The following is a 19,553-nucleotide window of genomic DNA, read 5'->3' as shown; positions in this document are numbered from 1 at the left end:
GAGTGTAGAAGACGTTGCGCAACGGCCGGTGGAAACGCTTGGACCGGTGGTGGTTGCCGGTCACACGTTCGGAGTCGCGCGGGACGGGCGCCAGGTCGGCGTAGGAGGCCAGCCAGCCGGAACTAGCGAACGTTTCGGCGGCCGTCGGGAACTGGGAACCCAGGATCGGGCCCATGCCGGGCAGACTCTCGACGATGGCCGCTTGAAGGTGTTCTTGGAACCGGCTGGTGATGAGCTTGTCGGCGTCCTTGAACTCCCGGTGCTCTCCAGTAGTTGCCGGGCCAGTCTTTTATCTGGCGGGCGAGCTGGTCGATCTGGGCGTCCAGGTCGGCGATCTCCTTGTGCAGGTAGCGGGTGGCAAGGGCCTTGAGAGTGAGTTTGCTGGCGGCAAGCCAGATGTGGACCTTGCCGGGGCGGAACTGCCTGGCGGTGGCAACCGGCCCGGCTAGGGCAGGCCGCGCAGCCGCTCGCGCAGTTCGTCCGGTGCGGTGCCGACCACCGCGCGGACCTGGTCGGCGGCCTGGGCGAGTGCCTTCATCGCCGAACGACGCGCGCCCCGCAGGGTCCGGATCATCTCCGCCGCCCCGTCCTGGTTCTGGCACAAGAGCGGGTCAGCCCGGAGCCGTAGGGGCCGGCGCCTTCCAGTCCGAACCTGCCACCTCGCCCAGGTCACGCGTCCACTTCAGCAGCTTGCGGTATCCGGCGCGTGTCATCGGCACGCTGGTGACCGCCAGATTTACACTGGTCTGGTCCAGGGCCACCATCACGTGAGCGTTGGCGTGGATGTCGTCCGCCACCGTGACGATCGTGCCGACTCCGCCGTGCCCGACGCCCCGCAGGGCACCGCTGCCACCGAACCTCCATGAGCATCGCCCGGGGGGGCGGGGCCGCCGGTCACGGCGGCACGGGCAGGACTGCGATGGATGGCTCAAGCCCCTATGTGCCACAGCGCTCCGGGCCGACGACGCCGAACAGATCGAACAATTCGAGCTGCTGAACACGCACCTATGGCATGTCTTCTCGCTCTCCCCATCCAAGCGAACTGTGTACCCGGTGGTACGGCAGCAACTTGATATGCTTATCGGAACTCTGCGGCGCGGGCATTCAGAAAGCGACCACAAGCGCCTATGCGTCCTGGTGGGTGACTTGCTTCAACTCGCCGGAGAAATTCTCTTCGATGCCGACAGGTACACAGAGGCCGCACACTGCTACAAGTTAGCTGCGGACGCCAGCAAAGAAGGCGGCAGCTTCGACCAGTGGGCATGTGCGCTAACCCGACACGCCTACCTCGGCATGTATGAACAGAATTACGACGTTGCATTGCCTCTACTGGAGGGTGCGTCCCGTGTCGCGCGGCGCGGTGACAGCCAGCTTTCAACCCGCCATTGGGTATCTGCCGTAGAGGCTGAGGCACACGCCGGCCTCGGCAACTTCGACGCATGCCAGAGAGCCCTAGAAGCGTCTGAAGAGGTTCAAACGCTTTCCGGCCCGGTGATGCCTGGGGGTTGGCTCCGCTTCGACGGATCACGACTCGCAGAAGAACGCGGGACGTGTTACGCCGCCCTTGGCCGTACCGGCTTGGCCTCATCGGCGTTGATAGAAGCTCTGGAAGAAGCTACGTCACTCCGCAGACAAGGCAGCATCTTGGCTGACCTCGCGATGCTCGGCATACGGGGACGAGACCTCGACCAGACGCTTAGCTACGGGGCTCAGGCCGCCGAGCTGGCGGAGCAAACCAGGTCTTCTGGATATGTTGGCCGCAAGCTTCAAGCGCTCAGTAGCGAACTAGAGCCCTTCTTGGCCGACAGTCGAGCGGCGCAACTCAATGACCGCATAACCCAACTTTAGGGAGTGCAGTGGGAGAGCAAGACGACCGGGGACGCGTGTTCCGGGAAGCATGGATAAAGGGTGTTCGGAAACACTTCCCCGGAGAACCGAAGCCAGGATATGTAGCACCTTGGGAAGAAACGCCCGACTGGGAACGGCAGGCCGCAAGCGCAGTCTTCCAACAGGTCGCCGATTTCATCCGGCTATCTGACGGCGCAGCGTCCAAGCTCACGAGAGAGCAAAAGGGCCGCTTCGTTGCACTGTGCTGGATACCTCAGATCTACAAGCACATACCCGACCCGAAACCGTCCTACGTCGCAGACTGGGCAGACCTGCCGCCGTGGCAGCGGGAGACAGACGCCGACATCTTCGAGGCGATCGAACGGGACGTCTTGTAGGTATCCGACAAGCACTGACCCGGCGACGGTCCCGGCCTGGGCAGGCCGGGGCCGTCCGCTGCCCTGGTCGCTGTGGACCTGCGCCAGTGGGCGCCTAGCCCACCTCCAAACCTGGCCAGAGCACCCCCGACGGGGACGTATTGTGACGTGGCTCTCAGTGGCGGAGGCCGGTCCGCCGGGGTGGCTCCTCGCGCGTCTCACATGCGGAACGTGGTCACAGCACACACGGTAACACGCCCTGACCTGCGCTTTTGATGGAAAGACACCCATTCTAGTGAGGGGGGCGATGACCTACCAAGGTGAACGAGACAACAGCCTGCTCGGGGACCTTCGGTGCTCGCGGTGCCAGGAGTGGAAGCAGCCGGAGGAGTATTCAAGGGACCCCAACGCCAGGGAGCACTGGAAGTTCAAGAGACAGCGCTACTGCAAGCAGTGCGCCAGGGAGTACACCGCAGAGCGGCGGGTCAAGCGGAGCGTGCCGCTGATTCCACGTCCAGCCTGATCTCTGTGTCGGCTGTGCTGCGTGGTGCCGCTCCGTTTCGAAGCCGCCGAGCAGGCGAGGAGCAGACGTGCCCGGCTGGACTGTGCCTTGGGTATCTGCAGGACGCCGTGGTCAGATGATTTCCAGGCCACCTGTTGTCTTCAACATGTTGCTACTCTGTAGGGGGGCGGGCCAAGACTGCAAGAGGTGCTCAAGCAGGTCGTTTCTTTTTCTTGTGTGGAGCCGGAAACGGTATTCACCGGGGCCGTGCTGGCAGAGATTGCCCAGGTCAGTACGCCGGGTGCCGTCCCATTCATGGACGACCGCGTACTTCACGTCCAGGCTGAACTCGATGATGTCGTCCCAGTCATCGAAATTCTGCTCCGGTGGGGCTTGGCGTCCGTGCGCGCCGAGAGTCACCTCGATCCTGAATGCGATCTGCCCGTTTACAATGCCAGGGCTGACAGTGGCGGTTGAAGGACCGGATTCATCGTCGCCGAGACGGTAGAGCCCTTCGCGGACGCACACCCACTTGATGCCGTCTGCGTAGTGGTTTCCGTGTGCCGACAGGTCCCGAGGCGGTGTCCGCAACCGCTCACCGACCGCATCAGTGGTCTTGATGACCTCCTCGGGCCGCTCGGCCTCCGGCCACAGGACAAGCAGCACTTGCTCCGCGTCTTCCACCGGGGTGACCCCGGAATGGCGACCAGCCCGTTCACGACCGCGAGCGTGGACACGGACTCGGTACGAGCCGGGGTTTCCCAGGTCCAGGTCGGGGTACTCCGGGTCCCAGTTGAACGCCAGGGAGCCAGTGGACGAGGCGAAGGAAGCTTCCACTACTTCGTCCCACTCCTCAGTCGGCGGGAACTGTTCCGGCGAGTGCGCCCGCACATCGAGGGTGACGTGGACGTCCCCGGTGTGTGCTCCGGTCCAGATGCCGATCAACTGGCCGGTGACATCGACCAGGCCATTGCGGACCCAGTCGAATCTCACGTCCAGGTTCGGGGGCTCGTAGGAGATGACGAGCGGGAGCACGTGGTGCTCGACTCGGACGGTCACGGTTGTCTTGGCCACTGGTTGGCGTCTCCGTTGGAGGTGTGAGCGGTGTCCTTGGCGGGCTGGGCCAGAGCCCGGCCTTTGCCAGGGTAGGCAGAAGGCCGGGCTCTGGACCGGTCACTCGTCGTTGATGCAGTTGATGTCGTTATGGGAGCTGCAGACCCGGACCCAGAAGTTGTCCCAGTCCATCACCCGGTATGCGTTGTACCAGGCTCTGCGGAGACTGCCCTCCTTGGAGTTGTGGTTCTCGTTGATGTTTCTCCAGCTGTAGTCGTTCTTCCCTTCCAGTGCGGCACCCTGACGGGTGGACGCGAAGGGGTACTCGTCGCAGGACTCTCCGGCCCCGGGGTTCCGGTTACCGCAGGCCTCGGTGCGGTTTCGGTTCTGCAGGTCCTTGTTGATGAGCCGCGACAGCGGTTCGCCGTCGGGTTCGTTACCCAGTGACTGGAGCCGGCCCCAGTGGTGTGAGGTCTGGTTCTGGGCGTCCTGGATGTGCAGGGCGACCTCTATGTACCGGTGAGGGGTCGGTGTCGTCGAGGTAGACCTTGTAGATGGGCTGGAAGTCCTTCATGACGCAGCCCTGGTCTGCGGTCGGCTGCTGCAGGTTCTTGGTGTCGCACCGGATATAGCTGGAGTAGGGCAGCAGGGTCTCCGGCTGGTACGTCAACTCTCCGCCGAAGAAGAACTTCAGCTTCGGTGCCAGGTAGTGCTCCTTCTTGTTGACCGTCGCCGACTTGAATCGCCACCAGCCCTTCAGCGGCTTGTTCTTCAGTACCTGTGCCTGGTTCGGCGGCGGGCTTTCAGCGATCTGCTCGCACTTGTCGTCGCCGGTGCACCGCACGGTGGCTTGGACGCTCATCGCGCCGGTGTCCATGACGCCCCAGGAGCTGTACATGTTGAGCTTGATGGTGTTGTCGAAGATCCGCTCGTTCCATCCCGAGGCCCAGCGGAACGCCTTGACCATCATGTATTCCTCGCCGATCACCTTATGGCGGGGTGCGCGTATCAAGCGCCCGCGTGGACGTATGCGGCCCACACCGACGGCAAGTTCGGAAACCTCGTCCTGAGCTGTCTGACCGCGTGATGGACCGCCGCTGACGCGCACAACGGTCCGGATCGATCCGCGATCAATTCGCGGTAGATCTGTTGGCTGAAGGCTGGTGCCACGGCATCGTTGACGCGCCAGAGCGTGCCGACCACCTGGGAGAACCCGGCTATCTGAAAAGCCGCCAACGGGTGGATCGCCTCGTCGGACAGGCGCGCGGTAGTGCGGGCCGTGTCACAGGCGGACAGAAGCGCGAACTCCGCGTTTTGCAGTCGCAGCCGGGAAATGTCCAGCACCCGAAACGGCGCGTGGTCGTGGTCGTGCAGTGCGAGGTGGCTGTCCGAAGGGTTGTCCGGGTTGCTGTACGCGTGGCAGGCGAAATGCGCCCAGGCACTGGCCGGCAAGGCGTCGAGAACGGCGTCACGAGTCGCGTCCGCGCCGACCAGGACAGTAGCACCGGGTATGAGAGCGGCCAGGTGGTCGGCTTCGGCCTGTGCGCCGGGCAGGTCCGGGGCGTCCGGAGTGTGCGGCATCGCGACCACCAGCGGCCGCGGCTCGTTCCGGTCATAGCGGCGAGCCGCGCGGGCGTGGCCTAGAGCGCGGATCGTCGGCGTAATGGAGGAGACGACACGGTCGATGAGCGCAGGTCCACCGGCGCGGTGGTGGCCCGCCGCGTGCAGGGGAAGCAGGCTGAGCAACCCGACCGGGGCCCACCAGATCCTCGGCCACGGACCGTTCGCCGCCGGTTCCGCCGTCAGCCCCAGTTCGCCGAGCACAGGGCCCGCGACGGTGTCCCACAGCCACTCGAGTGTGTCGTGGATCGTTTGCTCGGCCTCCAGCCGCCCCTCCGTGAACGCGGTGTGCAGAGCGCGCACGCGGTGACTCACGGTCTCTTCACTCAGACCGTCCAGTGCGCGTGACCGGACCCCGTCCGGAGTGACGATCAGCGCGTCACACCCGTGCCGGCTGACGTTGACGTACACGATCGGGCCCTCGTGCGCCTGTGCGGTGAGATCGGTCAGCAGTGGAGGCCGCAGGAAGCGCTCCATCCCGGGCAGCGCGCGGATTCGATCGGTCACCGCGTCGAGTTCGTCGGCGAGGGCCACACGGTCCCTCGTGGTGTCGGTTTCGAACTCCGCGGTGAGCGTCCGGAAGCGCTCGGCCAGCTCGGGTGCCCGCTCGTGCAGGTCGGCAAGATCGCTGCGGCTATCGAGGGCCTGGGCGGCGAGCACGCAGCGCCCGGATTCGAGCAGGGTCACCGCGCTCACCTCGTCGCCGCCGATCAGCGCGCATGCGGCCGCGTCGGCGGCGACCCCGGCGAACCGGCCGAGCCAGTACTGGGCGTCCCCGCGGCGCAGGCGGCGTCCGGCAAGTCGAGGCAGCAACCCGACCGCGGCGGCGTACCCCTCGGCGGCTACGTCGAACTGCCCGGCTTCGGCGGCCAAATCCCCCCACCGTCCCGCCCCTTCAGCGCGGCTCCCCGCCGGCGATCCGGCGGAAGACGCGGCCTCCCGGTAGCAGTTGAGCGCCTCGGTCAGCGCGTCTGCGTCACCGAGGTGCCGGAAGCCGAGCACTAGGACATTGGCGACCCGGGTCAGGAGACCTGCCCGGGAATAGGCGTCCTGTTCGGTCCTCCGCGCCGCACTGCGGGCCAGCCCGACCGCCTCGTCGAGGACGTGCGGATCCGGCGGCTCCCGTCGCACGGTGGCGGGTGCGACGGGGTTCGTGCACCAGTCGCCGAGCGCCGCGGCCAGGTTCGCGGCGTATCCGGGCCAGTCCGGACTGTCCTCCGGAGTCGCGGCCACAGAGGCGCGACGCGCGGCGATCGCCTCCCGCAACGCGTTCCGATCACCGAACCATTCGTACGCCAGGCCCAGCACACCGCCGAGGTTGGCCAGCCGCGCCGCCCGGTCCGGGTCGTCGTCCGCTGTCACATCCGCGGCTGCGCGGTGCGCGGCGATCGCCTCGTCGATCACGCTCGCCTCGCCGGTCCTGATGAACCAGTCGGACAGCATGACGCCAAGGTTGGAAAGCCGCTGGGCTTGGCCGGCGACCAGGCTCGCGCCGAAGCGGACGGACTCCCGCGCCCGGTCGACCGCATCCGACAGCACCTCCAGCTCGCCGGTCACCAGGAACCGGTCGTGCAGAACGACGGCGAGGATGCCGAGTGAACGCGAGTGGCCGCCCTGCCCTGCGGTGGCCTCGGCGGCACGGCGAGCGACGTCGATCGCTTCCATGACGTGGGCCAGGTCTCCGGTCGCGTGGAACAACGCGTTCAGGTTGACGGCGAGGTTACCCATGAACTGGGTCTGCAGCGGATGGCCCGCCGACGTGCACGCGACCGCCTCCCGTTCAATGGTGACGGACTCCGCCAGTGCGGCGCGGTCCCCCAACTCTTCACCGCGGGCGGCCAGCGCCGCGGCGAAGTGGTCCAGCCGGACGCTGCGGCGTGGGTGCCCGACGGGGGTCGCCTCCGCCACCGAGCGCCCGAGCTCGATCGCCCGCTCGATCAGGGCCGGGTTCCGGGTCTGCCTGAACTTGGCGGCGTACCGGCCGCACGCTTCGGCGTCGGTGTCGGCGCGTTCCCGGTCGTCGGCCGATTCCGAGCGCTCGCCGGTGAGCGCGGCCCAGTCTCGTTCCGTGGTGGTCAGCTCGACGAGGTTCTGCGAGTGCCGCGGATCGGTGACCGGGGTGTGGGCCACCAGTGTCTGCCGGACCCGGAGCAGTTCGGCCAGATCATCCCGTGCCCTGCGAGCCTGGTAGCGGTCGTCGAGCAGGTAAGCGAGACTCTGCAACCGGTCGAGCACGTCGAGCGACCCGGCTGGCGTGAGTTCCACCGCTCGCCGCGCGGCGTCAACGGCTTCCTCCATGACATCGGTCTCCTCGGTGTCACGGGACCAGTCGTGCAGAACAACGGCGAGATGGTGCAGACACCTCGCGGTGATCACATCGTCGGAGGAGCACTCGACGGCGGCCCGCGCGTGCTCGACGGCTTCCGCCAGGAAGTCGAGATCCTCCGCCACGGTGAATGCCGTCCGCAGCGCGACGACGAGGTTATCCAGGTAGACCGCCTTCTTCGTGGACGGTTCCTCGTCGACGGCCGTCCGGCTCCAATCCAGCGCCTCGGCCAGGGTCCCGGGGTCCCGATTCTGCAGGTACGCGGTGTGCAGCAGCATGCCGAGGTTGCTGGCGTAGCTGGCCGATTTCTCCGGGCTTTCGGACGCAAGGAGGTAGGCCTCCATGACTTTCTGGACGGCTTCCCGCAGGAACTGCAAGTCGCGGGTCTGGTGGTAGCGGGTCTGCAGCAAGCCCCCGAGATTGGACAGCACCGCTTGACTTTGGGCCACGTCCTCCTCGGCCGGCTCCTCGCCCAGCAGGGCACGGCCGAGATTGATCGCCTTCTCGATCGACGCAGGGTCCGCGCTGTGCCGGGCGACCTTCAACGCCTCCCAGAACCGCTCGGCCAAGCCGTCTACCGGCCCGCTACCCACGGGTCAATCCTCGTCGCCTTGCAGGGTGCCGGCCGGTCCGCCAGGCGCCTCGTCCGGCTCCGCGACCTTGCGCTTCAGGGTGTAACCGCGTTCCGCGGGCTTCCTCCAGCAGTGCCGCCTCTTCGCGCGAGAGTTCGGGTTCGTCCTGAAGACCAGGTGCTGGACGCGGTCGCCGTGCTCGGGCGTCCAGTCCAGGGCGGCGGCGACCCTGCGGGCCGGAGCGGTGCGCTGCCACGCGGCGTCGGGCAGCGCCGCCAGCCACGGGCCGGCGTCTTCGACGGTCACGACGCCGGCCACCGCGTCCCAGGCCAGCATCCGGTCGGGACGCCCGGCCACCCAGAACCGGCCCCGGCTGCGCACTGACCTGCCGGCGAGGTCGTCCATGGCCTCGAAGAACCGGGCTGGGTGCAAGGGCGTGGTGCGCCGCCAGACCACGGTGTCCACCGCCGGGGTGTGCAGCCGGCAGGGCAGCCGGGCGGTGGCCGGGTCGACGCGCGCGGCCAGCTCGTCGATGCGCAGGGCCGGGCCGGTCACCGGCGGCAGCGAATCGCCCGGGAGGACGACCGGTGTGGCCGGTGCCAGGTGCCCGAGCACCTCCCGGCACAGGTCGAGGTCGTCCGGGGCCGCGGGGGGCAGCGGAGCGGGCAGGATCTCGGGGACGATCAGCGCGGTGGCGTACTCGATCTGGTGGGCGAGCACCTCGGCCAGGTAGCGCTCGTCGCCGGCCGCGCCCGCCTTGCCGAGGTCGGCCAGCCGTTCCCCGCGGCAGATGTCGGCGGGTGTCAGCTCCGGGTCCACGGCGGTCACGACACCGGTGAGCCGCAGGTCGCCGCTCCACTCGGGATGGCCGATCGCCTCGGCGACGGGCCGGGGCTCGACGCAGTCCCACAGATCCACTACCAGCAGCGGGGCCGTCCCGGCATGTCTGAGCAGTTGCGGGATCAGGTCCTGGCGGACGGTGCAGGTCACGCATCCGTGCTCCAGCCGGACCACCGCGCGCTCCAGCACCGCCCCGGCCCGGCGGACGGTGCGGACCACCAGGCCCCCGGCGATCTCGCGGAGGTCGTGGTGGACGGCCACGGCACCGGGATGCTCGCGCAGCAGCCGGTCGACGGCGGCGGCCCGGGCCGTCCCGTGCAGTCCCGCGACCAGCACGACGGGTACCGGCATGAGTCCCTCCCTCGCGAATGAAAATGATTATCGCTATCATTACACGGGTCGAGAGGAGATTCGATGGCTCGCAACGAGCTCCGGCCGGTGGTCAAGCTGCGCTCGACCGCCGGGACCGGCCACACCTACGTGACCCGCAAGAACCGCAGGAACACCCCTGACCGGCTGACCCTGCGCAAGTACGACCCGATCGTGCGCAGGCACGTGCTGCACCGGGAGGAGCGCTGATGGCCGCGCATTGCCAGCTGACCGGAGCGCGGCCCGGCTTCGGCAAGAAGGTGTCTCATTCGCACCGCCGCACCCCACGGCGGTTCAACCCCAACATCCAGAGCAAGCGGTACTGGCTGCCCAGTGAGCGCCGGTACGTGCGGCTGCGGCTGTCCGCCCGCGCGATCAAGACCGTCGACAAGATGGGCATCGAGGCCGCCGTCGCCCGCGTCCGCGCCCGGGGAGAGAAGGTCTGATGGCCAAGAAGAGCAAGATCGCGGCGAACGAGCGCCGCAGGGCGACCGTCGCCCGCCACGCGGCGCGGCGCGCCGAACTCAAGCGCATCGTCCGCAGCCCGCACACTGCCGAGCAGGTCCGGGAGGCCGCCGCCCGCGAACTGCGGCGCCAGCCCCGCGACGCCAGCGCCACACGCGTCCGCAACCGCGACGCCGTCGACGGGCGCCCCCGCGGACATCTGCGCAAGTTCGGACTCTCCCGGATCCGCTTCCGAGATCTGGCCCACCGAGGCGAACTCCCCGGCATCACCAAGTCGAGTTGGTAAGGACCACTCTGATGGCCGCTCCCAAACGCAAGACCTCCCGCAGCAACACCCGCAGGCGCCGCTCGCAATGGAAGGCGAAGCGCCCGGACCTGGTACCCGCGACCGTCGAGGGCCGACAGATCATCGTGCCGCGCAACCTGGTCCGCGCCTACCACCGTGGTCTGATCCGCCCCTGACCGCCACCGCCCACCGGGAAGACAGGCCAGGGCCTGCCCGGGCCCGGCCGTCACTTGCCGGCACTGTCGCCAGCACCGCGCGAACTGCCAACGCGCGAACTGCCAACCCGCCACGGAGGCCCCGATGACCGCATCTCCATCTCGCCGCCCTGACAAGCGGCCCAAGCCGAACCCGCTGCACGGCGTGACCTATATCGACTACAAGGACGTCGATCTGCTGCGCCGATTCATCTCCGACCGCGGCAAGATCCGCAGCCGCCGCGTCACGGGCGTTACCGCCAAGCAGCACAGGCAACTCGCCCGAGCCATCAAGAACGCCCGCGAGATGGCACTGCTCCCCTATGGTTCCCGCCCCGCGAGCGAGGCTGCACGCAACACGACCCGGCGAGCCGTCCGGCGGCACGGCTGCCCTCCTGATAACAGGTCGCCGTCGTGACCGGCAGGGGCCGAGGACCGCAGCCGTTTGGCGCGTCGGCGACACCGCGGCAAACCTTGGTGATCGAGCCACCTGCCCGCACCTGGAGAGGCCCAGCGCGCACGCACTCCACGCCGCTCTGCGCGCCAAACGAGAGCGGCGTGACCACCGTGTACCGGCCCCTGGCGGCGCTCATCGCGCGGGGTCGGTACACGCCTGGAACACCGCGGCGAGACCGGTCTACCGGGTCGCCGGACACCGCCCGGCGACGACCGGCGATGACCACGGCGGCCGCGGCGGCCGCGGCGCCGAACGGGGGCATCAGGCCATGATGGCGGGGCCTTGCGCCAGGTGACGCTCGGCGTCGAGGGCGGCGGCGCATCCGGTCCCGGCGGCGGTGACGGCCTGCCGGTAGTTGGGGTCGACCAGGTCGCCGCAGGCGAACACGCCGGGAACGCTCGTGCGGCTGCTCGGCGCCTCGGTGACGACGTGGCCGTGCTCGTCCAGGTCGACTTGGCCGGCGAACAGGGCGCTGCGCGGGTCGTGTCCGATCGCGACGAACAGCCCCGTGACGTCGAGGTGCCCGGTTCGTCCTGTTCCGGTGTCGCGGACGGACAGCCCGGTGACGGTGTCGGTGCCGTGCACGGCGGTGACCACGGTGTTCCACCGGACGTCGATCTTCGGGTCGGTCAGCGCCCGGTCGGCCATGATCTTGCTGGCGCGGAACGTGGCGCGCCGGTGGACGATCGTGACGGAGGCGGCGTAGCGGGTGAGGAACGTCGCCTCCTCCATGGCCGAGTCGCCGCCGCCCACGACCGCGATGTGCTGGTCCTGGAAGAAGAAGCCGTCGCAGGTTGCGCATGAGGAGACGCCCTTGCCGAGCAGTTCGCGCTCGCCGGGGACGCCGAGCGGACGCCACGCCGATCCGGTCGCGAGGATCACCGCGCGGGCCCGGTGCTCGCCGTCGGTCGTCCACACCCGCTTGAGGTTTCCGGCGAGGTCGACACGGACGGCGTCGCCAGTGACGAAGGCCGCGCCGAACCGCTCGGCCTGCTTGCGCATCCCCTCCATCAGCTCCGGGCCCTGGACGCCGTCCGGGAAGCCGGGGAAGTTCTCCACCTCGGTCGTCGTCATCAGCGCGCCGCCGGCCTGCACGCCCTCGATCACCAGCGGGCGCAGTTGCGCGCGTGCCGCGTACACGGCGGCGGTCAGCCCGGCCGGTCCCGAGCCGAGGACGATCAGATTCCAGACGCCGTTCTCCACGATGTGCCCCTTCTGTCGGCGAGATGGTCAGACTAAGGTGTGAATTGGCGTTCTCCTGGGGTTATGCGCCCGCGGCATAACCCGCTGGCATTAGCGGCTCCGCGGCCCGCCCCCCACACTCCCAATCGAACCGAATTATCGGAGTCGAAGGAGTGACGGGACGATGTACGAGACGGAACCGCTGTCCGCCGAATGCGCACGGGCACTACGCCGGCCAGAGCATGTGTGCATCGGGGTCAGCCCGTTCAACAGCTACTTCAGCACCGCGCGGCTGACGAGCCTGGCGCGCTGGGCGTCCACCGCTTTCGCCGGTTTCCATTTCTTCGTTCCGGACGAGATCACCGCCTACACCTTCGAGGCGCTCGGCTACCCGGCCGGAAGGGCCCGGCAGAAGGCGCACCGGCAGTCCAAGTACACGCACAACAAGATCCGGACGGCGCTGTCGTCGGCCGGCGTGCCGGACGCCGCGGACCGGGTGCTGAGCATGGTCCGGCTGAACGCCGACGCCCGGTACCAGGAGCTGTTCGACCAGGCCGCGGGGCTTTTCGAGGACAGCGCGCAGTTCCGTGAGGCGTGCCTGGACGCGACCCGCTGGGTGCTTGAGCACAAGCTGCCGGACGGGGACGCCACCCCAGAGCAGTTGCGTTCGGGCGTCCGGTACTTCCTCGCGGAACTGCCGATGTTCGCCGGCTCGGGATACATCGTGGGCGCCTCCCACTCGATGTTCGCCTATCACCAGCGGGTGCGTTTCCTTGAGCGGTTCTTCAACCGCGAACTGGAGTGGGCGCCGCGCCCCGGGCAGGGTTTTCTGATCGTCCGCCCGGCCGATGAGCAGGCCACCGCGGAACGGTCTTTCACCTCGCTCGGAACCGCGAGATAGGTCAGGCCATGGAAACGAACAATGCACCAGGAACAGCAGCCGGACACGATGACTATTCGCTGGTCCGCGTCCCCGCCGAAGCGAGAAGGTCGTGGATTTCCGTGGCGGTGCAGCGCTTCGGGCAGGTCTCCTCATTCCAGCAGTTCATGGTCGGTGCCGTCCTCGGCTACGGAATGACCTTCTGGGACGCCGTGCTGGCCATCACGATCGGCTCGGTGATGCTGGAGGCCATCACGATCCTGCTCGGCGTCGCCGGCGTCCGAGAGGGACTGTCCACATCGGTGCTCGCACGCTGGGCCGGGTTCGGACGGCGCGGCTCGGCGCTGGTCGGGATGCTCGTGGCGGTCAGCCTCGCCGGCTGGTTCGGCGTCCAGAACGGGGTGTTCGCGCAGGGCATGCACGACCTGACCGGCTGGTCGCACGAGTGGGTGTGGGCCGTGCTGGGCGGGGCGGCGATCACCGCGGTCACCACCTACGGCTTCCAGACGATGGCCTGGGTCGGCTACCTGGCCGTGCCGGCGTTCCTGGTGCTCGCCCTGGTGTCGATCGCGGACGCGCTGCGCGACCACTCGCTCGGCGCGCTGGTCACCTCCAGCCCGCCGGGCCCGCACCTGTCGCTCGGCGCGGGCGTCACGCTGGTGTCCGGCGCGTTCATCCTCGGCGCGATCATGACGCCGGACATGACCCGGTTCAACCGGCGGCCCGCCGACGTGGTGAAGCAGACGCTCATCTCGGTGACGCTCGGCGAGTACCTGATCGGGATGATCGGCGTCCTGCTCGCACACGCCGCCCGCACCGACGACGTGGTCGGCATCGTGACCTCCTCGTCCGGGCTGCTCGGCACGCTGGTGCTGGCCACCGCCATCTTGAAGATCAACGACTGGAACCTGTACTCGTCCTCGCTCGGCCTGGTCAACGCGATCCACGTGCTGACCGGGCGCCGGGTCGGTCGCGTCCCGGTCACCGTCGTGCTCGGCGCCGCCGGCACCCTGTTGTCGGCCGCGGGGATCGTGCACCGGTTCACCGGATTCCTGACCACGATCGGCGTCCTCGCACCACCGGTCGCCGGGATCATCATCGCCGAGTACTTCGTCGTCCGGACCTGCCGCGCCCCGCTTAGATCCGGCCGCGACGCCGGCGCGGCGCCGCCCGAGCCGGCGGACTGGATGCCGCGCGCCCTGGTCAGCTGGGCCGCGGGCACCGCCGCCGCCGTCACCGGCCTCGGCATCGCCACCGTCACCTCGGTCACCGTCGCGTTCCTGGTGCACGCGGCGCTCGGCCGGCTGCCCGGCCCGCGCCGCACGGCGCTGGTGCGGGATACCGCGCGGCGACCGTCCCCGGTCCCCTCCGCCACCCCGAAAGGACACTGACGTGCTGCCCCTGATCACCCGTGCCGAGCTCGCCGCCGGGATCGAAGCCGGAGAGGTCGTCGTGGTCGACACGATGCCCGCCGCCTACTACGCCAAAGAGCACCTGCCCGGCGCCCGCAACATCCCCGGGTTCCCCTACGAGCGGGCCGCCGAGTTCACCGACGAGCACGCGCCCCGCGTCCTGCCCGACAAGGCCGCCGAGATCGTCGTCTACTGCGCCAACGTCCCGTGCCGCAACAGCGAGCTGGTCGGCGCGCGGCTCGTCCGCCTCGGCTACCCCAACGTGCGCAAGTACCGCGAGGGGATCGAGGACTGGGTCGCCGCCGGGCTGCCCACCGAGTCCGCCGCAGGCGGCGACTGACCCCCTGAAGCCATCCGGAAGCTCCCCCACCGAAGGAAGGATCCACTGTGAAACGCACGCTCACCACCCTGGCCGGGACCCTGTCCCTGGCCGCCGCGCTGACCGCCGGAACCGCGGCCGCCGCTCCCGCCTCGGCCGCCGTCCCGCAGCAGGCGGCGCAGCCGGCGCAGGCCGCACCGGCCGCACCGGCCGCCGACCCGACCATCGTGGACGTCACGCCCGCCAACTACGCCCAGGTCATGGAGATGTCCAACACCAAGCCCGTGGTGCTGGACTTCACCGCCGAGTGGTGCCACTGGTGCCAGGTCCAGAAGCCCTACCTGCAGCAGTACCACGACCAGGACGGCGGCTCCTGGATCTGGGCGCGGGTGGACTACGACCAGAACCAGAGCATCGTCCGCCAGTACCGCGTCAACGGCATCCCCGCCCTGGTCAGCGTCCGCCGGGGCAGCGAGTACGGCAGCCGGTTCGTCGGCTTCGACCCGTCCTCGCCGCAGATGCTGCGCTACTGGCTGAACAACGTGATCAGACGGTACTGAGCCGCCTCCCCTCCGATCACCGTGCCGGGCACGCGATGCCGTCGTGCCCGGCACGGCCCCACCCCGTAGACAAAGGACGGAACATGAAGACCAAGCCCTGGCTCACCGCCGTGCTCCTGGCGGCGTCGGCCGCCCTCCCGCTCGCGGCCACCGGCACTCCCGCGCTCGCCGACGCCCCGGCGGGTGCCCCCGCCCCGCAGCAGGAGAGCAAGGTCTACATCATCGGGCTGCGCGACGTGCCCGCCGACCCCGCCGAGGTGGCGGCGACCGCGAAGGCCATGGTCGGCGAGTACGGCGGGACGCTCCGCCGCACCTACTACTCGGCCCTCCAGGGGTTCTCCGCCGAACTGACGATGGACCAGGTCATGGCCTACTTCGGCGACACTCGCGTCACCTCGGTCACCCCCGACCAGACGTTCCGCGCCGCCGGCGCGCGTCGGACCGACATCCGCACGCCCGACATCCGCATGGCTGGCATCCGCGCGGCCGGCATGCGGACAGCCGGCATCCGCGCGGCAGGTACGCAGTACTACCCGCCGTCGTGGGGCCTGGACCGCATCGACCAGCCCGACCTCCCGCTCGACCGCACCTACCGCTTCCCGGGCGACGGCGCAGGCGTGCGCGTCTACGTCCTGGACACCGGCATCCGGACCAACCACCGCGAGTTCGGCGGCCGGGCCCGCGCCGCCTTCGACGCGCTCACCCCGGACGGCTCGGCGGGCGCCAGCGGCCAGGACTGCAACGGCCACGGCACGCAGGTCGCCTCGACGATCGGCGGCCGATTCGTCGGCGTCGCCAAGGGCGTCCAACTGGAGTCGGTTCGCGCGCTCGGCTGCGACGGCACCGCGACGGGCGAGCAGGTCATGACGGCGATCGACTGGGTGAGCGCACACGCGCGGCGCCCCGCGCTGCTCAACCTCGGCTTCTCCGGCCCATCGGAGTCCGTCATCGACCTGGCCCTGTACCAGATGACCGAGAACGGGCTCGCGTACACGGCCGCCGCCGGCAACGACGGCGGGGACGCCTGCGACGCCACCCCCGGCCGGCAGACCACGGCGATCTCGGTGTCGGCCACCGGCCGCGACGACCACCGCGCGGCCGGCGCCGACCACGGCTCGTGCGTCCACCTCTTCGCGCCGGGGGACGGCATCGTGACGGCCAGTGCGCGGACGGACCTCACCTACACCCGCGCCGGCGGGACCTCCCTCGCCGCGGCGCACGCCGCCGGCGTCGCGGCGATGTACCTCGCCCGGCACCCCGAGACGACGCCCGTCGAACTGGACAAGGCACTCAAGGACGCGGCCGCCGCCGGAAAGGTGCAGAACCCCGGCGCCGGTTCCCCGAATCTGCTCCTGCAGAGCGCCGATTGAATCGGGTACGTGAAATATCAAATAATTCGTGTGCCACAATGCTGAATGCCAAGCGGGCTCCCCGCCCCGATCCGCTTGGGAGCATGGAATGCAGCTGGAATTGCACCACCTCAGAACGCTCCGCACGGTCGCCGCCGCCGGCAGCCTCAACCGGGCGGCGGCGCGGCTGCGGCTGTCGCAGCCCGCGCTCAGCCGGCAGCTGCGGCGGCTGGAGGACCTGTTCGGCGGCGCGCTGTTCGACCGCCACCACGACGGTGTCCGCCCGACGCCTCTCGGCCGGGTCGTGCTGCACCACGCGGCGGAGATCCTGGACGAGTGCGCCGCCATCCAGGACGACCTGGCCCGGCACCGCGAGCGGCAGACCGGCGTCATCCGGCTCGGCTGGACGTCCAGCTGCGTCGCCGACCTGCTGTTGGCCGTGCTGAGCCGGCGCTTCCCCGACACCCGCGTCGAGGTGCTGATCAACGATTCGGCGCGGGTGGTGACCGACTGGCTGGTCAACGGAGAGATCGACGTCGCGCTGCTGAACGAGGCGACGAACGCGCAGGCCGCGCGGCCGGACGGGCTCGCCGCCGAGCACGTCCTCGACGAGCGGCCGCGGCTGCTGCTGCGCGCCGACCATCCGCTCGCCCGGCGTCCCGCCGTGGGCATGGCCGAGCTGCGCGACGAGCGGTGGATCGCGATCGCCGGGCCGGACGGCTGCATCGCCGCCCTGCACCGCTGGTGCCACCCGTTCGGGTTCGCGCCGGTGATCGGGCACCACCTGCCCCTGCACGGCCCGCATGAGGAGGTGGTGCGGCACGACGGCAGCGTCCTACTCACCCAGGGGTGGCGGCCGGCCGCCCCCGGCCTCGCCCGGCGGCCGGTCACCGGGCTGCCCTGGGGCTCGCGGCACAGCCTGGTGTACCGGGACGGCTGCGCCTGGACGAAGCACGTCCCGGTCTTCGCGCGGATGGTACGCGAGGCCCACCGCGCGCGAGTCGACGCCTGCGCCCTTCTCTGACCGGCCGCGGCGAAACACTGGGAAAGCGCCGGGGAAGCGTCGCGAGAGGACAGCGGAAAGGGCAGGGAAGAGCAGGGAAGATCCGCGAGATGGACATCGAACTGCAGCAGTTGCGCATTCTGCAGACGGTCGCCGAGGCGGGCAGCATCAACCGCGCGGCCGAGGAGCTCGGAATGAGCCAGGGCGCACTGAGCCGCGCCCTGCAACGGGTGGAACGCGCCGCCGGAACGCCGCTGGTCAACCGCGGGCAGGCGGGCATCACCCTCACCCCGGCCGGGACGATCGTGCTCGGCCACGCCGAGACCGTCCTGCCCGCGCTGCGCCGCATGTTCAGCGACGTCCGCAGCTGCCTGGCCGCCGCGGGCGGCCGGGCGCCCGCCCGGATCGGCGCCGCGCCCGCGCCCGCGCTGACCGCCTTCGTCCGCTGCGTGGAGGACCTCGGGATCGCCGCGCTGTCGCTCCTGGTGGACGAGTCCGGGCGGCGCCTCACCGAACTGCTCGCCAACAACGAGATCGACGTCGCGATGTTCCGGCACTTCCCCGAACTGGACCCCGAGCCGCCGGAGCACGTCCGGCACGCCGTCATCGCCGCCCAGTCGCCGCACGTATGCCTGCCCGACACGCACCCCCTGGCCGGACGCGCCGAAGTCCGGCTGTCCGACCTCGGCACCGACCACTTCGTCCTGTCCTATCCGGAGTGCCAGCCGCTCACCGGCCACTTCCAGACGGCCTGCGGCCTGGCCGGAGTCCGGCCGCGGATCAGCTACGCCAACAGCGTGTCCGCCGCCATCACGCTCGGCGAGGCACTCGGCGCCGTCACGCTCACCTACTGGCCGAACATCACCGAGCCGCGACGGCGTCATGTGGCGCTGCGGGGTACGCCGCTGGGCGCGGTGATGATGCTGGCCTGGACGGACGACGGCCCCCTCTGCGGCCTCGGCGACCAGCTGCTCGACTCGGTCCGCAGGATGCACGCGGCCTGTGCGGGCGCCGACCACGACTGACCGCTCGCCGCGCCGGCCGCGTCTCCGAGCGCCCGCCCGTGATGCTCTACCGCCGCCGCGGTCTAGAGACCATGGGCGGTCACCGCTGTCGCAAGGCAAGTGTGCGAGTGAACGCCAACCGCGGCAGGCTGCTGGACTGCGCGATCAGCTGTGCGCTGACGGCCGCCCAGGTGTCATGCCGTGCATGCTCGCCTGCCGCACGCCTTGCGAGGCGACATGCCAGTCCTGGGCTGACGCCTCGTGCAACGTCCTGGACACGACACGCACGACGTCGGCGCCGAGAGCCTCAGGGCCGCTCTTGCCAGCAGGAACCCGCCCCGCCGCCACCGCTAGCTGGGCATCACCGCCACGACACCGGTCGCCGATTCTCAACCGACATCACCGTCCTCGCAGAGCTCCGACCGTCGCTCAAACGACGCACACACGTTCCTGCTTGTCACGGCCGAGAACCAGGGCGCCATGGTGTGGCGGAGTCACCGCCGGCGCGGCGCCTTAGCGGGGGACGCGCTGGAAGTCGAGTCGTTGCCGTTGCTGGTCAGAGCGACCAAGTCCTCGTTGGTGGAGACGAACTCCCCGCGGAGGAGAGCGGGTCGTACCGCGCCAGTTCCTTCGGCTCGGCGCAGGCGGGGGTGACTGCGAACAGGCGCGCGAAGCGAGCGCGGCGAGTCCCTGGACACCGGTGATCTCCGTCCCCCGGGTTCCGGCTCCCATGCCTTAGGAAACGCGCGTCACAAGTGGTCCAGGACCTGTAGGCGGTAGGGACAAAGACGGTGAGCCAGTCGCGGGGAGGGCAGGCCGGGCTGTCTCTGGACTGGCCGAGCAGCGGGTGAGTTGCGCCCAGCGTGCCGAGCCGCCTTCGTCCTGTCACCGACACGTCCAAGCCCTTCTTCTCGCCGGTGCGGCCGGCGTAGGCCTACGCCCGGGTCGGGAGGGTG

At 69.5% G+C, this 19,553-nt stretch carries 22 protein-coding genes; 14 read left to right on the top strand and 8 right to left on the bottom strand.

The genetic code is table 11. From position 1 onward, the window contains the following. Both ETD96_RS20330 and ETD96_RS20325 read right to left on the bottom strand, forming a co-directional pair. A partial coding sequence (locus ETD96_RS20330) for a transposase (protein WP_478209488.1) occupies positions 1-196 on the bottom strand: 196 nt, incomplete at its 3' end. Between the two features lie 415 nt (positions 197-611). Next, positions 612-797: a hypothetical protein gene (locus ETD96_RS20325; protein WP_138638050.1), complete on the bottom strand. Its 186-nt coding sequence runs from the start codon at positions 795-797 to the stop codon at positions 612-614. A 349-nt stretch (positions 798-1,146) separates the two neighbouring features. Between ETD96_RS20325 and ETD96_RS20320 the strand changes: the two genes are divergently transcribed. Continuing rightward, entirely contained in the window at positions 1,147-1,848 is a 702-nt protein-coding gene (locus ETD96_RS20320) for an NsdA family TPR-like regulatory protein (protein ID WP_205719367.1), read from the top strand. Positions 1,849-1,856: 8 nt separating this feature from the next. Then, a complete protein-coding gene (locus ETD96_RS20315; RefSeq protein ID WP_138638049.1) occupies positions 1,857-2,225 on the top strand; it encodes a hypothetical protein in 369 nt (122 codons plus the stop codon). A 613-nt stretch (positions 2,226-2,838) separates the two neighbouring features. On the opposite strand, the gene ETD96_RS20310 is transcribed toward ETD96_RS20315, so the two are convergent. From ETD96_RS20310 to ETD96_RS20290, 5 genes are all read right to left on the bottom strand, one after another. After that, positions 2,839-3,780 (bottom strand): hypothetical protein, encoded by a 942-nt coding sequence (locus ETD96_RS20310; protein WP_138638048.1) that lies wholly within the window; start codon positions 3,778-3,780, stop codon positions 2,839-2,841. Between the two features lie 99 nt (positions 3,781-3,879). Beyond that, positions 3,880-4,152, bottom strand: a complete 273-nt coding sequence (locus tag ETD96_RS48160; protein ID WP_420884771.1) for a NucA/NucB deoxyribonuclease domain-containing protein — start codon at positions 4,150-4,152, stop codon at positions 3,880-3,882. 43 nt (positions 4,153-4,195) lie between these two features. After that, complete coding sequence (locus ETD96_RS20300) at positions 4,196-4,747, bottom strand: hypothetical protein (RefSeq protein WP_138638047.1); 552 nt, start codon at positions 4,745-4,747, stop codon at positions 4,196-4,198. Positions 4,748-4,767: 20 nt separating this feature from the next. Beyond that, complete coding sequence (locus tag ETD96_RS20295; RefSeq protein WP_205719366.1) at positions 4,768-8,274, bottom strand: CHAT domain-containing protein; 3,507 nt, start codon at positions 8,272-8,274, stop codon at positions 4,768-4,770. A 27-nt stretch (positions 8,275-8,301) separates the two neighbouring features. Beyond that, complete coding sequence (locus tag ETD96_RS20290) at positions 8,302-9,468, bottom strand: CobW family GTP-binding protein (RefSeq protein WP_138638045.1); 1,167 nt, start codon at positions 9,466-9,468, stop codon at positions 8,302-8,304. A gap of 63 nt (positions 9,469-9,531) precedes the next feature. On the opposite strand from ETD96_RS20290, the gene rpmG reads away from it, so the two are divergent. From rpmG to rpsR, 5 genes are all read left to right on the top strand, one after another. Then, positions 9,532-9,696, top strand: a complete 165-nt coding sequence (gene rpmG / locus ETD96_RS20285) for a 50S ribosomal protein L33 (RefSeq protein ID WP_138638044.1) — start codon at positions 9,532-9,534, stop codon at positions 9,694-9,696. Next, entirely contained in the window at positions 9,696-9,932 is a 237-nt protein-coding gene (gene rpmB, locus ETD96_RS20280) for a 50S ribosomal protein L28 (RefSeq protein ID WP_138638043.1), read from the top strand. The genes rpmG and rpmB overlap by 1 nt, the downstream gene beginning before the upstream one ends. Beyond that, on the top strand, positions 9,932-10,237 hold the full coding sequence (gene rpsN / locus ETD96_RS20275) for a 30S ribosomal protein S14 (RefSeq protein WP_138638042.1): 306 nt from the start codon (positions 9,932-9,934) through the stop codon (positions 10,235-10,237). The genes rpmB and rpsN overlap by 1 nt, the downstream gene beginning before the upstream one ends. An 11-nt stretch (positions 10,238-10,248) precedes the next feature. Further along, positions 10,249-10,413, top strand: a complete 165-nt coding sequence (gene rpmF / locus ETD96_RS20270) for a 50S ribosomal protein L32 (protein WP_138638041.1) — start codon at positions 10,249-10,251, stop codon at positions 10,411-10,413. A 124-nt stretch (positions 10,414-10,537) separates the two neighbouring features. Beyond that, the gene (rpsR, locus tag ETD96_RS20265) at positions 10,538-10,849 is read left to right on the top strand and encodes a 30S ribosomal protein S18 (protein ID WP_138638040.1); all 312 of its coding nucleotides are present in this window, start codon (positions 10,538-10,540) and stop codon (positions 10,847-10,849) included. A gap of 300 nt (positions 10,850-11,149) precedes the next feature. Here the strand turns inward: rpsR and trxB are convergent, their stop codons facing one another. Beyond that, positions 11,150-12,091, bottom strand: a complete 942-nt coding sequence (gene trxB / locus ETD96_RS20260; protein ID WP_171069130.1) for a thioredoxin-disulfide reductase — start codon at positions 12,089-12,091, stop codon at positions 11,150-11,152. Between the two features lie 163 nt (positions 12,092-12,254). On the opposite strand from trxB, the gene ETD96_RS20255 reads away from it, so the two are divergent. The 7 genes from ETD96_RS20255 (at position 12,255) to ETD96_RS20225 (ending at position 18,618) form a co-directional block, all read left to right on the top strand. Continuing rightward, the gene (locus tag ETD96_RS20255) at positions 12,255-12,971 is read left to right on the top strand and encodes a tRNA-dependent cyclodipeptide synthase (protein ID WP_138638038.1); all 717 of its coding nucleotides are present in this window, start codon (positions 12,255-12,257) and stop codon (positions 12,969-12,971) included. An 8-nt stretch (positions 12,972-12,979) separates the two neighbouring features. Next, positions 12,980-14,341, top strand: coding sequence for a purine-cytosine permease family protein (locus ETD96_RS20250; protein WP_138638037.1), 1,362 nt, complete (start codon positions 12,980-12,982; stop codon positions 14,339-14,341). Position 14,342: 1 nt separating this feature from the next. Next, positions 14,343-14,702: a rhodanese-like domain-containing protein gene (locus tag ETD96_RS20245; RefSeq protein ID WP_138638036.1), complete on the top strand. Its 360-nt coding sequence runs from the start codon at positions 14,343-14,345 to the stop codon at positions 14,700-14,702. 47 nt (positions 14,703-14,749) lie between these two features. Further along, the gene (locus tag ETD96_RS20240; protein WP_138638035.1) at positions 14,750-15,241 is read left to right on the top strand and encodes a thioredoxin family protein; all 492 of its coding nucleotides are present in this window, start codon (positions 14,750-14,752) and stop codon (positions 15,239-15,241) included. A gap of 83 nt (positions 15,242-15,324) precedes the next feature. Next, positions 15,325-16,611, top strand: coding sequence for a S8 family peptidase (locus ETD96_RS20235; protein ID WP_138638034.1), 1,287 nt, complete (start codon positions 15,325-15,327; stop codon positions 16,609-16,611). An 88-nt stretch (positions 16,612-16,699) separates the two neighbouring features. Next, positions 16,700-17,614 (top strand): LysR family transcriptional regulator, encoded by a 915-nt coding sequence (locus ETD96_RS20230; protein WP_138638033.1) that lies wholly within the window; start codon positions 16,700-16,702, stop codon positions 17,612-17,614. Positions 17,615-17,703: 89 nt separating this feature from the next. Further along, positions 17,704-18,618 (top strand): LysR family transcriptional regulator, encoded by a 915-nt coding sequence (locus ETD96_RS20225; protein WP_138638032.1) that lies wholly within the window; start codon positions 17,704-17,706, stop codon positions 18,616-18,618. Positions 18,619-19,553 lie beyond the last annotated feature (935 nt).

It is taken from the genome of Actinomadura geliboluensis, from assembly GCF_005889745.1.
Lineage (GTDB): Bacteria > Actinomycetota > Actinomycetes > Streptosporangiales > Streptosporangiaceae > Spirillospora > Spirillospora geliboluensis.
Note: the sequence above shows the minus strand (reverse complement) of the source record. Positions and strands in the feature narration are given on the sequence as shown.